The sequence below is a fragment of the Bacteroides graminisolvens genome (genome assembly GCF_963666085.1).
GTDB classification, from domain to species: Bacteria; Bacteroidota; Bacteroidia; order Bacteroidales; family Bacteroidaceae; genus Bacteroides; species Bacteroides graminisolvens.
On sequence record NZ_OY762556.1, the window covers coordinates 2,569,498 to 2,582,711 of the forward strand.

The 13,214-nt window shown below is 48.9% G+C and carries 14 protein-coding genes; 13 read left to right on the plus strand and 1 reads right to left on the minus strand.

The annotated features are described in order from the left end of the window. Positions 1-95: 95 nt before the first annotated feature. The 12 genes from ACKPCE_RS10855 to ACKPCE_RS10910 all read left to right on the plus strand — a co-directional run bounded on the left by ACKPCE_RS10855 (position 96) and on the right by ACKPCE_RS10910 (position 10,835). Positions 96-1,613, plus strand: a complete 1,518-nt coding sequence (locus ACKPCE_RS10855; RefSeq protein WP_319505204.1) for a DUF4301 family protein — start codon at positions 96-98, stop codon at positions 1,611-1,613. 30 nt (positions 1,614-1,643) lie between these two features. Then, complete coding sequence (gene msrA / locus ACKPCE_RS10860) at positions 1,644-2,129, plus strand: peptide-methionine (S)-S-oxide reductase MsrA (RefSeq protein WP_319505205.1); 486 nt, start codon at positions 1,644-1,646, stop codon at positions 2,127-2,129. Positions 2,130-2,142: 13 nt separating this feature from the next. After that, positions 2,143-3,309 carry a formate-dependent phosphoribosylglycinamide formyltransferase gene (purT, locus tag ACKPCE_RS10865; RefSeq protein ID WP_319505206.1) on the plus strand — a complete coding sequence of 389 codons (1,167 nt, stop codon included), beginning with the start codon at positions 2,143-2,145 and terminating at the stop codon, positions 3,307-3,309. A gap of 315 nt (positions 3,310-3,624) precedes the next feature. Next, the gene (atpD, locus tag ACKPCE_RS10870; RefSeq protein ID WP_024997351.1) at positions 3,625-5,136 is read left to right on the plus strand and encodes a F0F1 ATP synthase subunit beta; all 1,512 of its coding nucleotides are present in this window, start codon (positions 3,625-3,627) and stop codon (positions 5,134-5,136) included. Between the two features lie 12 nt (positions 5,137-5,148). Further along, a complete protein-coding gene (gene atpC, locus ACKPCE_RS10875) occupies positions 5,149-5,388 on the plus strand; it encodes an ATP synthase F1 subunit epsilon (RefSeq protein WP_024997350.1) in 240 nt (79 codons plus the stop codon). Positions 5,389-5,408: 20 nt separating this feature from the next. After that, positions 5,409-5,828, plus strand: coding sequence for a hypothetical protein (locus ACKPCE_RS10880; protein ID WP_024997349.1), 420 nt, complete (start codon positions 5,409-5,411; stop codon positions 5,826-5,828). Continuing rightward, positions 5,812-6,903 carry a F0F1 ATP synthase subunit A gene (gene atpB, locus ACKPCE_RS10885; RefSeq protein ID WP_319505207.1) on the plus strand — a complete coding sequence of 364 codons (1,092 nt, stop codon included), beginning with the start codon at positions 5,812-5,814 and terminating at the stop codon, positions 6,901-6,903. The genes ACKPCE_RS10880 and atpB overlap by 17 nt, the downstream gene beginning before the upstream one ends. 55 nt (positions 6,904-6,958) lie before the next feature. Continuing rightward, a complete protein-coding gene (atpE, locus tag ACKPCE_RS10890) occupies positions 6,959-7,216 on the plus strand; it encodes an ATP synthase F0 subunit C (protein ID WP_276990853.1) in 258 nt (85 codons plus the stop codon). A 12-nt stretch (positions 7,217-7,228) separates the two neighbouring features. Beyond that, the gene (gene atpF, locus ACKPCE_RS10895) at positions 7,229-7,729 is read left to right on the plus strand and encodes a F0F1 ATP synthase subunit B (RefSeq protein ID WP_276963716.1); all 501 of its coding nucleotides are present in this window, start codon (positions 7,229-7,231) and stop codon (positions 7,727-7,729) included. A gap of 14 nt (positions 7,730-7,743) precedes the next feature. After that, positions 7,744-8,304 (plus strand): F0F1 ATP synthase subunit delta, encoded by a 561-nt coding sequence (locus ACKPCE_RS10900; protein ID WP_319505208.1) that lies wholly within the window; start codon positions 7,744-7,746, stop codon positions 8,302-8,304. Between the two features lie 47 nt (positions 8,305-8,351). Next, the gene (gene atpA / locus ACKPCE_RS10905; RefSeq protein ID WP_276963722.1) at positions 8,352-9,938 is read left to right on the plus strand and encodes a F0F1 ATP synthase subunit alpha; all 1,587 of its coding nucleotides are present in this window, start codon (positions 8,352-8,354) and stop codon (positions 9,936-9,938) included. Positions 9,939-9,956: 18 nt separating this feature from the next. Then, entirely contained in the window at positions 9,957-10,835 is an 879-nt protein-coding gene (locus ACKPCE_RS10910) for a F0F1 ATP synthase subunit gamma (protein ID WP_276990856.1), read from the plus strand. Positions 10,836-10,904: 69 nt separating this feature from the next. On the opposite strand, the gene ACKPCE_RS10915 is transcribed toward ACKPCE_RS10910, so the two are convergent. Further along, positions 10,905-11,438 (minus strand): hypothetical protein, encoded by a 534-nt coding sequence (locus ACKPCE_RS10915; protein WP_308764994.1) that lies wholly within the window; start codon positions 11,436-11,438, stop codon positions 10,905-10,907. A gap of 108 nt (positions 11,439-11,546) precedes the next feature. Here ACKPCE_RS10915 and ACKPCE_RS10920 point away from each other — a divergent pair, with 108 nt between their 5' ends. Then, the gene (locus ACKPCE_RS10920) at positions 11,547-13,214 is read left to right on the plus strand and encodes a formate--tetrahydrofolate ligase (protein ID WP_319505209.1); all 1,668 of its coding nucleotides are present in this window, start codon (positions 11,547-11,549) and stop codon (positions 13,212-13,214) included.

A 13,214-nucleotide genomic window follows, 5' to 3' on the forward strand; every position in this document is an offset into this window, starting at 1 on the left:
TTTTTCGTTGTAAAAATAGCTTTTTTTGTTCAGTGTACCGCACAAACTAAATAACATTTTGTATTTTTGGGCATCAATTAATAAAACTTCATACGATGATTACACCGCAAGATAAAGAACAACTGGCGCAGAAAGGCATTTCCGAAGCACAAATTGCCGCTCAGCTGGATTGTTTCAAGACTGGGTTTCCGTATTTGGAACTAAGCGCCGCCGCTTCTGTTGAGAAGGGCATTGTTAAACCCGATGCCGAAGCAGAAAATGCTTTTCTGGCTGCATGGGAAGATTATGCGAATGCTGATAAAACAATCGTAAAATTCGTACCTGCCTCGGGCGCTGCAAGCCGCATGTTTAAAGACTTGTTTGAGTTTCTGGAGGCTGCGTACAACGAACCGACTACTGCCTTTGAACGCACTTTTTTTGAGAACCTGACTTCCTTTGCTTTTTATGCCGATTTAAGTGCGGCTTGCGAAAAGCAAACGGGTAAAACGGCTGCTCAACTGGTGCAGGAGGGCAATTACAAGGCGGTTGTGGCTGCGCTACTTACGGCCGAGGGGTTGAACTACGGTTCGCTGCCCAAGGGATTGCTCAAGTTTCATTCGTATGAAGACGGGGCACGTACGCCGCTCGAAGAGCATTTGGTGGAAGGGGCGCTTTACGCCGCCGGCAAGAGTTGCCGTGCCAATGTGCACTTCACCGTTTCGCCGGAGCACAGACTCTTCTTCGAAGCGCTGGTGAACGAGAAGGCGAAGGCGTATGCCGGTAAATACGATGTGATCTACAATGTGTCTTTCTCTGAGCAGAAACAAAGCACAGACACCGTTGCGGCCGACATGAATAACGAGCCGTTTCGCGACAAGGGCAAGCTGTTGTTCCGTCCGGGCGGTCACGGTGCGTTGATTGAGAACCTCAATGACCTCGATGCGGATGTGGTGTTTATTAAGAATATAGATAATGTGGTGCCCGACAGACTGAAGGATGACACGGTGCGCTACAAGAAGTTACTGGCCGGGGTGCTGGTGTCTTTGCAGAAGCAGGCTTTCGACTATCTGGAGTTGCTGGATAGCGGACAGTACACGCACGAGCAGATATTAGAGGTGCTGCACTTCTTACAGAAGAAGCTTTTCTGCAAGAATCCGGAAACGAAGAATCTGGAGGATGCCGAACTGGTGATCTACCTGCGCAACAAGCTCAATAGGCCGATGCGTGTGTGTGGCATGGTGCCCAACGTGGGCGAACCGGGCGGCGGTCCGTTCCTGGCTTACAACCCCGACGGAACGGTGTCTCTTCAAATCCTGGAAAGCTCGCAGATTGACATGAACGATCCCGCCAAGAAGGAGATGTTTGTGAAGGGTACGCATTTCAATCCGGTAGATTTGGTTTGTGCTGTGCGCGATTACAAAGGGCATAAGTTCGACCTGACTGCTTTTGTTGACAAGGCTACCGGCTTCATCTCGTATAAATCAAAAAATGGAAAAGAACTGAAAGCGCTGGAATTACCGGGACTGTGGAACGGGGCTATGAGCGACTGGAACACCGTGTTCGTAGAGGTGCCGTTGTCGACTTTCAACCCGGTGAAGACGGTGAACGATTTGTTGCGCGATCAGCATCAATAAATAATAAATAGTATAGAAAGGAGAACAGATATGCAAACAAGTACGGCTTATTTCGCTTCGGGATGTTTCTGGGGCACGGAATACCATTTCATGAAGCACGCGGGTGTGCTGAGCACAGCGGTAGGATTTATGGGTGGACACAAGGATTTCCCTACGTATCCGGAGGTGAAAACCGGTACAACGGGACATCTTGAAACGGTTGAGGTGGTGTATGACCCGCAGGTTACTTCGTACGAGGAACTGGTGAAGTTGTTTTTTGAAACGCATGACTTTACGCAGCTCGACGGACAAGGACCCGATATTGGTTCGCAATACTTATCGGCCATCTTCTACTTGTCGCCCCAGCAGCAAGAGGTTGCCAGGAAGTATGTCGACATACTGACCGAAAAAGGCTACGAGGTGGCTACTTCGTTGCGCCCGGCGGAGCGTTTCTGGATGGCGGAAGATTACCACCAGCAGTATTACGAGCACAAGGGTACTACTCCGTATTGCCACATTTACCGCAAAATATTTTAAAAACAACATACTGATGAAAAAAATACTGTTGCTCGGCTCGGGCGAGCTGGGCAAAGAATTTGTCATTTCTGCCAAAAGAAAAGGGGAATACGTCATTGCTTGTGACTCGTATGCCGGTGCGCCGGCTATGCAGGTAGCCGATTGCTTTGAGGTGATTGACATGTTGCACGGCGAGGAACTGGATGCGGTGGTGAAGAAACATCAACCCGATATCATCGTTCCCGAAATTGAGGCCATTCGCACCGAACGCCTTTACGACTATGAGAAGGAGGGTATTCAGGTGGTGCCTAGCGCGCGTGCGGTGAATTTCACCATGAACCGCAAGGCTATTCGCGATTTGGCAGCGAAGGAACTGGGACTCAAAACGGCCAAGTACTTTTACGCCACTACTTTCGAGGAGTTGGAGGCGGCTGCGGCTCAGATAGGTTTCCCGTGTGTGGTGAAACCGCTGATGTCATCGTCGGGTAAGGGACAGTCGCTCGTGAAGGGTGCCGACGAGCTGCAACATGCCTGGGAATACGGGTGCAGTGGTAGCCGGGGCGACATTCGCGAACTGATCATTGAAGAGTTTATCCGTTTCGACAGCGAGATTACGCTGCTTACGGTGACTCAGAAGGACGGGCCCACGCTGTTTTGCCCACCCATTGGTCACGTGCAGAAAGGGGGCGATTACCGCGAAAGCTTTCAGCCTGCCCACATCGATCCCGATCATTTGAAACAGGCGCAGGAAATGGCCGAAAAGGTAACGCGTGCGCTGACGGGTGCCGGCCTGTGGGGAGTGGAATTCTTCTTGAGTCACGAAAACGGTGTGTATTTCTCGGAACTCTCTCCGCGTCCGCATGACACGGGAATGGTTACGCTGGCAGGCACACAGAACCTCAATGAATTTGAATTGCACCTGCGTGCGGTACTGGGACTGCCTATTCCTTGCGTGAAGTTGGAGCGCAACGGGGTGAGTGCGGTGATCCTTTCGCCCATCGCTTCTAATGAACCGCCGGCATACCGCGGAACGGAAGAAGTGCTGAAGGAGGAAGATACCCTTCTGCGCATCTTCGGAAAGCCCGCCACACGGGTAAACCGCCGCATGGGAGTGGTGCTTTGTTACGCACCTGCGGGGAGCGATTTGGATGCCCTGCGTGAAAAAGCAAAACGATTAGCCGCCAAGGTTGAAGTCTGCTAAATTGATAAGTATGTCGCCCGCGACACACCTTCTTACGATAGAGCCTTTTTCCATTCAATGCCTGATGTACAGAAAGGAAAGAGGCTCTTTTCACTTTTTAACGTTTTAACGATTCTTTTTAGTTGAATACAGAGCAAATTATGTTCTAAAACTCTTTTACACAGAACTAATGAATGTTATCGTTAGGCAAATTATGGTAAAGGAGAACAACGACGCTATTTTGTGTCTATATTTGCACGGTTGTTGGCTTAACTATTTAGCCTGAACAATACAACACTGAATTACGTTTTCTTATCTAAAAACATATTGAAGCTTATGTCACAGATTATCGGGCATATTTCTCAGGTCATCGGCCCAGTTGTCGATGTTTATTTTGATGGTACTGATGCCGAATTAGTACTTCCGAGTATACACGAAGCGCTTGAGATCAAACGGCCCAACGGCAAGAAACTTATCGTAGAAGTTCAACAGCACATTGGTGAAAACACTGTACGCACGGTGGCTATGGATAGTACCGACGGATTGCAGCGTGGCATGAAGGTATTATCGACTCACATGCCTATAACGATGCCTGTGGGAGCGCAGATAAAAGGACGCCTGATGAATGTAGTGGGTGATTCCATCGATGGCATGAAGGAGCTCGACCGCAAGGGGGCTTACGCCATTCACCGCGAACCGCCTAAGTTCGAAGACCTCACTACCACGCAGGAAGTGCTTTACACGGGTATTAAAGTGATTGACCTTCTGGAGCCTTACTCAAAAGGTGGAAAGATTGGTTTGTTTGGTGGTGCCGGTGTAGGCAAAACGGTTTTGATCATGGAGCTGATTAACAACATTGCCAAGAAACACAACGGTTTCTCGGTGTTTGCCGGTGTGGGTGAGCGTACCCGCGAAGGTAACGACTTGTTGCGCGAGATGATTGAATCGGGCGTTATCCGCTACGGCGAAGCGTTTAAAAAGAGCATGGAGGAAGGAAATTGGGATTTGTCGAAAGTGGATTACGACGAAGTAGCCAAATCGCAAGCTACCCTGGTGTTCGGACAGATGAACGAACCTCCCGGAGCACGTTCGTCGGTTGCCCTGTCGGGTCTTACCGTGGCAGAGTCTTTCCGTGATATTTCCGAATCGGGTTCCAGAGACATTCTGTTTTTTATCGATAACATATTCCGTTTCACGCAGGCAGGTTCCGAGGTTTCGGCTTTGCTGGGACGTATGCCTTCTGCGGTGGGTTACCAACCTACGTTGGCTACTGAAATGGGTGCCATGCAGGAACGTATCACTTCAACAAAATCGGGTTCCATCACTTCCGTTCAGGCTGTTTATGTGCCTGCCGACGACTTGACCGACCCGGCGCCTGCTACCACATTTACTCACCTCGATGCCACCACGGTATTGAGTCGTAAAATTACGGAGTTGGGTATCTATCCGGCTGTTGACCCGCTGGAGTCGACCTCACGTATTCTGGATCCGCTGGTAGTGGGACAGGAGCATTACGATGTGGCTCAACGGGTGAAACAGATTCTGCAACGTAACAAAGAATTGCAAGATATTATTTCTATTTTGGGTATGGAGGAGCTGTCTGACGAAGACCGCCTCACTGTGAACCGCGCGCGCCGTGTGCAGCGTTTCCTTTCACAGCCTTTCACCGTGGCCGAACAGTTTACCGGAGTACCCGGAGCGATGGTGGCCATTGAAGATACCATCAAAGGTTTCAAAATGATTCTGGACGGTGAGGTCGATTACCTGCCCGAACAGGCATTCCTGAACGTGGGAACCATTGAGGAAGCCATCGAAAAAGGAAAACAATTACTTGAACAAACCAACTAAAAATAAAGATTCATGGCTCTGCAACTGAACATCGTTTCGCCCGAGAAAGAACTTTTTAACGGAGAGGTCAGTCAGGTTACGCTTCCCGGTTTGCTGGGGCAATTTACCATTTTGCCCAATCATGCCCCCATTGTTTCCTCTCTTAAAAAGGGAGAAATCATTTACGTGGCCGGCAATAAGGAGTGTAAACTGGAAATTAACGGAGGCTTCGTTGAGTTAAGTAACGGAAACGTTTCTGTGTGCGTTTCATAAAGAATGAGGATAGACAAAGAATGAGTATTAGCAAAACCAAATTGAATTACCTGAGTGCTCTTGCCTCAGTAACCTGTATGACAGCTGCGCTGGGAGCGCTGGTATTTTATTTCCTTTTGCCGGAACATTACTTTAACTGGTATCCGTTCATTCCTATTTATTTCTTTGTCTTGGGAGTGTTTTCCATTTATATGTTTGACGCTTGCCGCAAGCACATGCCGAAGAAACTGGTGCTTTTTCACCTGGCGCTGAAGATCATCAGAATGATTTTCTCCGTTTTTATTTTGGTGTTGTATTGCCTGGCGGTGAGAGACCATATAAGGGAGTTCATGGTTACTTTCATTATTTTTTATTTGGTGAATCTGGTATTTGAAAGCTGGTTCTTCCTGGCTTTTGAGTGCAACCGTAAAAGAAAAAAAGAAAATGAGAAGATTGCATAATATAGTTGTTTTCCTGTTGCTTTTGTGCGTGGTGCCCACCGTTTCGGCCAACGAACACGAGGGTGAACCGGTTAATGTGAAAGAGATTGTTTTCGGTCACATAGGCGATTCATACGAGTGGCACATCACAACCTGGGGGGAAACAGAGGTGCGCATTCCGCTTCCTGTCATAGTGTATAGCAGTACAACGGGCTGGCATGCCTTTCTTTCTTCGGAACTGGTAGAGAACGGAGGTACTTACGAAGGACTCTCCATCGCTCCGGCAGGCAGTAAGTACGAAGGCAAAATTGTGGAGCACGATGCTGCGGGACAAGAGGTTCGCCCGTTCGATATTTCCATTACCAAAGTAACACTGGCTCTGCTTATTAACAGCTTGCTGCTTGTGGTTATTGTGTTGGGAGTGGCTCGCTGGTACAAGAAGAAACCCAGAGGAGCAGCCGCACCCGGAGGGTTTGTAGGCTTCATGGAGATGTTCATCATGATGGTGAATGACGATGTGATCAAAAGCTGTGTGGGACCCAAATACAAAAAGTTTGCACCCTACCTGCTCACGGCATTCTTCTTCGTTTTCATCAATAACCTCATGGGGCTGATTCCTTTCTTCCCCGGTGGGGCCAACGTAACGGGCAACATTGCCATTACCATGGTGTTGGCACTGTTTACCTTCGTGATTGTGAACGTTTTTGGTACGCGTACTTACTGGAAAGAGATATTCTGGCCGGATGTGCCCTGGTGGCTCAAGGTGCCCATACCCATGATGCCATTCATTGAGTTTATAGGCATTCTGACCAAGCCGTTTGCCTTGATGATTCGTTTGTTTGCCAACATGCTGGCGGGTCACATGGCCATGCTGGTACTTACCTGTCTGATATTTATTTCCGCCAGCATGGGACCGGTGCTCAATAGCAGCCTTACCATTGCGTCGGTGCTATTCAATATCTTTATGAACGCACTCGAATTGCTGGTGGCTTTCATTCAGGCGTACGTGTTTACCATGCTGTCGGCGGTGTTCATTGGCTTGGCACAGGAGGAGCACAAAGAAGAGCATTCTGCTGAAAAACAGCAGGCTCATTAATTACATGATTTCAAGAGACTTACAAGTATATTAATAATTTAAAAAAAATAAGATTATGTTACTTACAATGTTATTTCAAGCAACAGCAGCAGCTGCTGGAGTGAGCAAACTGGGTGCAGCTCTCGGAGCTGGTTTAGCAGTAATCGGTGCCGGACTAGGTATTGGTAAGATTGGTGGTTCTGCCATGGAGGCAATTGGCCGTCAGCCCGATGCAGCCGGAGATATTCGTATGAATATGATTATTGCAGCCGCGCTGATTGAAGGTGTTGCGCTGTTGGCTATCGTTGTTTGTTTATTGGTATTCTTTTTATAAAAAAGAGATTTTATGTCATTATTATTACCAGAGAGTGGGCTTTTGTTCTGGATGTTGCTGTCTTTCGGAATCGTCTTTGCCGTTTTGGCGAAGTACGGTTTCCCCATCATCATCAAGATGGTGGAAGACAGGAAGGTGTACATCGACCAGTCTCTTCAGGTAGCCAAAGAAGCTAACGAGCAGTTGGCCCGTTTGAAGAGCGAGGGGGAAGCGATCGTACTCAGCGCCAACAAGGAACAGGGACGCATATTGAAAGAGGCCATGCAGGAGCGCGAAAAGATTATCTATGAAGCGCGTAAGCAGGCCGAAATGGCTGCTCAGAAGGAACTGGATGACATGAAGGTGCAAATTCAGTTGGAAAAGGAAGAGGCTATACGCGACATCCGTCGCCAGGTAGCCGTTCTGTCGGTCGACATCGCCGAGAAAGTGATTCGCAAAACGTTGAACAGCGAAAAAGAGCAGATGGAAATGATTGACAGAATGCTCGATGAAGTTTTATCAAGGAAGTCTTAAAACAAGTGTAGTTTATGGATATAGGAATAATTTCAATGCGATATGCCAAGGCGCTGCTTGCTTACGCTCGTGAACACAAGGCGGAGAGGGTGGTTTACAAGGAACTGAAGGCTTTGTCGCAGAGCTTTGAAACACATCCTGCACTGAAGAAGACGCTCGATAACCCGGTTCTGCCTACTGAGGTAAAGCTCAAGCTGCTCTGCTCTGCCGTGTCCGACACGTGCGATGTGAGCGAGCAGTACAAGCGCTTCATGCAGCTGGTGCTCAAAGAACGCAGGGAAAACTTCCTGCAGTTTATGTGCATGACCTACATCGGACTGTATCGTAAACTCAGACACATCGGCGTGGGGAAACTGATTACCGCTGTGCCGGTTGACGATGATACGCGCGAACGGATTAAAACCGCGGCAGCCACGAGGCTTCATGCCCGCATGGAGCTGCAAACGGCTGTAGATCCTTCTATTGAAGGCGGTTTTATTTTTGATATCAACGGCTACCGACTGGATGCCAGCATCGCTACTCAGCTCAAAAAAGTGAAGCAGCAGTACATAGATAAGAATCGTCGAATTGTTTAATTATCAGGTTCTTAGGGTGTAATTTTTAAATTAATAGTAAAAGAATTATGTCAGAAAATATAAGAGTAAGTGAGGTCTCGGATGTGCTGCGCAAACAGCTCGAAGGCATTGAGGCTCGCGTGCAGCTCGATGAAATAGGTACCGTGTTGCAGGTGAGTGACGGTGTGGCACGTATTTACGGACTGAATAACGCTGAGGCTAACGAACTTCTGGAGTTCGACAACGGCATTAAAGCCATTGTGATGAACTTGGAAGAGGATAACGTGGGTGCCGTGCTGCTCGGTCCGACTGATAAGATTAAGGAGGGATTTACGGTGAAACGTACCCGCCGAATTGCTTCTATCATGGCTGGTGAAAGCATGCTGGGACGTGTTATTGACCCGCTGGGCGAACCGCTCGACGGTAAAGGACGCATCGGCGGTGAGCTTTATGAAATGCCGTTGGAGCGCAAGGCACCGGGAGTTATCTTCCGTCAGCCGGTTAACGAGCCGTTGCAAACGGGTTTGAAGGCTATCGATGCGATGATTCCTATTGGTCGCGGACAGCGTGAGTTGCTCATTGGCGACCGTCAGACGGGTAAAACGGCTATTGCCTTGGATGCCATCATTAACCAGCGTGCCAACTACGAAGCAGGCAATCCGGTTTATTGCATTTATGTGGCTATCGGTCAGAAAGGTTCTACCGTTGCCAACATTGTAAATACCCTGAAGCAGCACAAAGCAATGGATTACACGGTGGTGGTGGCTGCTACGGCAGGTGACCCCGCTGCGTTGCAATATTTTGCTCCTTTTGCCGGAGCTGCCATCGGTGAGTACTTCCGTGACACCGGTCGCCATGCGCTGGTAGTGTACGATGACTTGTCGAAACAGGCTGTTTCTTACCGTGAGGTATCACTGATTCTTCGCCGCCCGTCGGGTCGTGAAGCGTATCCGGGAGATATCTTCTACCTGCACTCTCGTTTGCTGGAGCGTGCTGCTAAAATCATCAACCAGCAGGAAGTGGCTTGCCAGATGAATGACTTGCCCGAAAGCCTGAAAGACAAGGTGAAGGGGGGCGGTTCGCTAACGGCTTTGCCTATCATTGAAACACAGGCGGGCGACGTATCGGCTTACATTCCTACGAACGTGATCTCCATTACCGACGGACAGATTTTCCTTGAGACGGACCTCTTTAATCAGGGTATTCGTCCGGCTATCAACGTAGGTATTTCGGTGTCTCGTGTGGGTGGAAATGCACAAATCAAGGCCATGAAGAAGGTGGCCGGAACGTTGAAGATAGACCAGGCACAGTATCGTGAGCTAGAGGCTTTCTCGAAGTTCAGCGGCGACATGGATCCGGTTACGGCGCACACCATCGACAAAGGGCGTAAGAACACCCGCTTGCTGGTTCAGTCGCAGTATTCGCCTCTGGCTGTTGAAAAGCAGATTGCCATTTTGTATTGCGGCACGCACGGACTGCTCAAAAACATTCCGCTCGAGAAGGTGAGTGAGTTTGAACAGAACTTCTTGAAATCGCTCGAACTCAATCATCAGGCCGATGTGCTGGATGTGCTCAAAAGCGGTGTTATTAACGACCAGGTAAGCAAGCTGATTGAAGAAACGGCTGCCATGGTTGCCAAGCAGTTTATGGTTTAATGAATAAATGAGAGACAAATGGCTTCATTAAAAGAAATAAAAACGAGAATCGGGTCGGTAAAAAGTACCAGACAGATTACATCGGCCATGAAGATGGTGGCTTCTGCAAAACTGCACAAGGCACAGGGAGCCATTGAAAGTATGTTGCCGTATCAGTCGAAACTCAATGCGATACTGACCAACTTCCTGAGTACCGATTCTGAAATTGAATCACCTTTTACCCGTGTGCGCCCTGTTCAAAAGGTGGCACTCGTGGTGTTCTCGTCCAACAGTTCGCTGTGTGGCTCTTTCAACGCCAATGTGTTGAAGCAGTTTGCGTTGGCGCATGAGTCATACCAGCAACTGGGTGCCGATAACATTTTGGTGTTTCCGGTGGGCAAGAAGATTGAGGAGAAAGTGCGCAAGATGGGCTACCAAACACAAGGTAGTTTTCAGCACATGGCCGACAAGCCTTCGTATGACGAGACGGTTCAACTGGCTACTCAATTGATGGAGATGTTTCTGGCGGGCGAGGTCGACAAAGTGGAGCTTATTTATCACCACTTTAAGTCAGTAGGTAGTTTCCAGTTGGTTCAGGAAACTTATCTGCCCATTGACCTTTCTGCAGCCGAATCTGCTTCTGAAAAGAAGGCTACAGGTCGCAAGATTGATTACATTGTGGAGCCTTCGGTTGAAGAGTTCATTGCCCATTTGTTGCCACGCGTCATCACGCTGAAGATGTTTACGGCACTGCTCGACTCCAACGCGTCCGAGCATGCTGCCCGCACCATGGCCATGCAGATTGCAACTGATAATGCCAATGAATTGATTCAGGAGTTGACCAAGCAGTACAACAAAATACGTCAGCAAACCATTACAAATGAATTGCTCGATATTGTGGGCGGTAGCATGAGGTAAATACCCGTATAACACTGATATACACAAAAAATAAAGGGGTTGTCCGTAACAGGATAGCCCCTTATTTTTTCAGTACAGGTAAGGGTTGTTACCACCCCGCTGCACTTCAATGCGTACCCCGAAGTTCTTGTTGAACTTCATCTCCATGGCACCTTTGAAGTAGTTTTTGTCCCACGGCAGGAGGTTGTTTCCCCGTATCTTGGTACCGTCGGCGTTGTACTGGCCCGACAGGTTGAGCCTGATTTTATCGGTAATTTGATAGCTTGCCACACCGATGTTCTCATTAACAGAATAGAAGTTGTCCATGCGGTTGGTGTACAGCAGCGTAGGGCGCCCGTCGGCCGATGCCTTACCGAATACCCAGCGGGCGGGCTGGTTGATGGATTGCAGCAGTCCATCCATGCTGGGAGCAGTCTTCAGCAGGTCGGCAAACGAAGGCATTTGCTTCACGGCCATGGTGAACAAACTACCGTCGAGAATGAAATCACCAAACATTTTGTTTTGCCCCATCGACAAGGTCAGGCTGTCATTCTTGATTTCCGACTGCGCACTCACGGCCGCCGAAATCCATAACACGGAAAATAAAACTATTAGTTTTTTCATATAAAAAGTGTTAGTTTTACGCGATATGCAAATATACTCATCCCTCAAACAATCATACCGATTTTATTGTTATTTTTGCACCTTTAAAATTATAAATATAGCATTTTTATGAAGTCGGATATAGAGATAGCACGTACCACAGAGCTAAAGAAGATCAAACAAGTAGCCGAAGAGATAGGCATACCTCGCGATGAAGTAGAGAATTACGGACGCTACATAGCCAAAATACCCGATCACCTGATAGACGATGAAAAGGTGAAGAAAAGCAACCTCATTCTGGTAACAGCCATCACGGCTACCAAGGCGGGTATTGGTAAAACCACCGTTTCCATCGGTTTGGCGCTGGGACTCAACAAGATTGGCAAGAAAGCCATTGTGGCATTGCGCGAACCCTCTTTGGGCCCTTGCTTCGGCATGAAGGGTGGGGCAGCAGGCGGCGGCTACGCACAGGTGTTGCCCATGGAGAAGATTAACCTCCATTTCACCGGCGATTTTCACGCCATTACTTCCGCGCACAACATGATTGCAGCCTTGCTCGATAACTACCTGCACCAGAACCAGTCGAAAGGTTTCGGACTGAAAGAGATTTTGTGGCGCAGGGTGCTCGATGTGAACGACCGCTCGCTGCGTAGCATCGTGGTAGGCTTGGGGCCTAAGAGCAACGGCATTACCCAAGAGTCGGGTTTTGACATCACCCCGGCATCCGAAATCATGGCTATTCTCTGTTTGTCGAAAGACGTGCAAGATCTTCGCCGACGCATTGAAAACATCATTTTGGGCTTTACGTACGACAACAAGCCTTTCACCGTGAAGGACTTGGGTGTGGCAGGTGCCATCACCGTGCTGCTCAAAGAGGCGTTGCACCCCAATTTGGTGCAGACTACCGAAAATACCGCAGCCTTTGTGCACGGTGGTCCGTTTGCCAACATTGCACACGGATGTAACTCGTTGCTTGCCACGAAAATGGCCATGACTTTTGGCGATTACGTGATTACCGAAGCCGGATTTGGTGCCGACCTCGGTGCCGAGAAGTTCTATAACATCAAGTGTCGTAAATCGGGCTTGCAACCGAAGCTGACCGTCATTGTGGCTACGGCACAGGGACTGAAAATGCACGGCGGTGTGAGCCTTGACCGCATCAAAGAGCCCAACCTCGAAGGATTGAAAGAGGGCTTGCGCAACCTCGATAAGCACGTGCGCAACCTGCGCGCTTTCGGGCAGAACATTGTGGTGGCTTTCAACAAATACGCTACGGATTCCGAGGAAGAAATTGAACTGCTACGCACGCATTGCAACGAACTGGGTGTGGGCTTTGCAGTGAACAATGCCTTCTCGCAAGGTGGCGAAGGGGCTGTGGAACTGGCACAACTGGTGGCCGACACGGTGGAGAATAACCCGTCGAAACCGCTGCAATTTACCTACAAGGATACCGACAGTGTGCAGCAAAAGATTGAGAAAATTGCAACCGGCATTTACGGTGCCAGCATTGTGACTTACAGCAGCAGCGCGCGCAACCTGATGAAGCAGATCGGCGAATTGGGCATTTCACACTATCCGGTGTGTATTGCCAAAACGCAGTACTCATTTTCGGCCGACCCCAAGATATACGGTGCGGTGAATAACTTCGAGTTCCACATCAAAGACATTGTCATTAATAACGGTGCGGAGATGATTGTTGCCATTGCCGGAGAAATACTTCGCATGCCGGGCTTACCCAAAGAGCCTCAGGCGCAACACATCGACATTGTTGACGGTCACATTGAGGGCCTCAGCTAA

What these genes read in the sequence shown, in the direction of transcription:
- ACKPCE_RS10855 (WP_319505204.1), top strand. Translation starts at nt 96, where the DNA reads ATGATTACACCGCAAGATAAAGAACAACTGGCGCAGAAAGGCATTTCC.
- msrA (WP_319505205.1), top strand. Translation starts at nt 1,644, where the DNA reads ATGCAAACAAGTACGGCTTATTTCGCTTCGGGATGTTTCTGGGGCACG.
- purT (WP_319505206.1), top strand. Translation starts at nt 2,143, where the DNA reads ATGAAAAAAATACTGTTGCTCGGCTCGGGCGAGCTGGGCAAAGAATTT.
- atpD (WP_024997351.1), top strand. Translation starts at nt 3,625, where the DNA reads ATGTCACAGATTATCGGGCATATTTCTCAGGTCATCGGCCCAGTTGTC.
- atpC (WP_024997350.1), top strand. Translation starts at nt 5,149, where the DNA reads ATGGCTCTGCAACTGAACATCGTTTCGCCCGAGAAAGAACTTTTTAAC.
- ACKPCE_RS10880 (WP_024997349.1), top strand. Translation starts at nt 5,409, where the DNA reads ATGAGTATTAGCAAAACCAAATTGAATTACCTGAGTGCTCTTGCCTCA.
- atpB (WP_319505207.1), top strand. Translation starts at nt 5,812, where the DNA reads ATGAGAAGATTGCATAATATAGTTGTTTTCCTGTTGCTTTTGTGCGTG.
- atpE (WP_276990853.1), top strand. Translation starts at nt 6,959, where the DNA reads ATGTTACTTACAATGTTATTTCAAGCAACAGCAGCAGCTGCTGGAGTG.
- atpF (WP_276963716.1), top strand. Translation starts at nt 7,229, where the DNA reads ATGTCATTATTATTACCAGAGAGTGGGCTTTTGTTCTGGATGTTGCTG.
- ACKPCE_RS10900 (WP_319505208.1), top strand. Translation starts at nt 7,744, where the DNA reads ATGGATATAGGAATAATTTCAATGCGATATGCCAAGGCGCTGCTTGCT.
- atpA (WP_276963722.1), top strand. Translation starts at nt 8,352, where the DNA reads ATGTCAGAAAATATAAGAGTAAGTGAGGTCTCGGATGTGCTGCGCAAA.
- ACKPCE_RS10910 (WP_276990856.1), top strand. Translation starts at nt 9,957, where the DNA reads ATGGCTTCATTAAAAGAAATAAAAACGAGAATCGGGTCGGTAAAAAGT.
- ACKPCE_RS10915 (WP_308764994.1), bottom strand. Translation starts at nt 11,438, where the DNA reads ATGAAAAAACTAATAGTTTTATTTTCCGTGTTATGGATTTCGGCGGCC.
- ACKPCE_RS10920 (WP_319505209.1), top strand. Translation starts at nt 11,547, where the DNA reads ATGAAGTCGGATATAGAGATAGCACGTACCACAGAGCTAAAGAAGATC.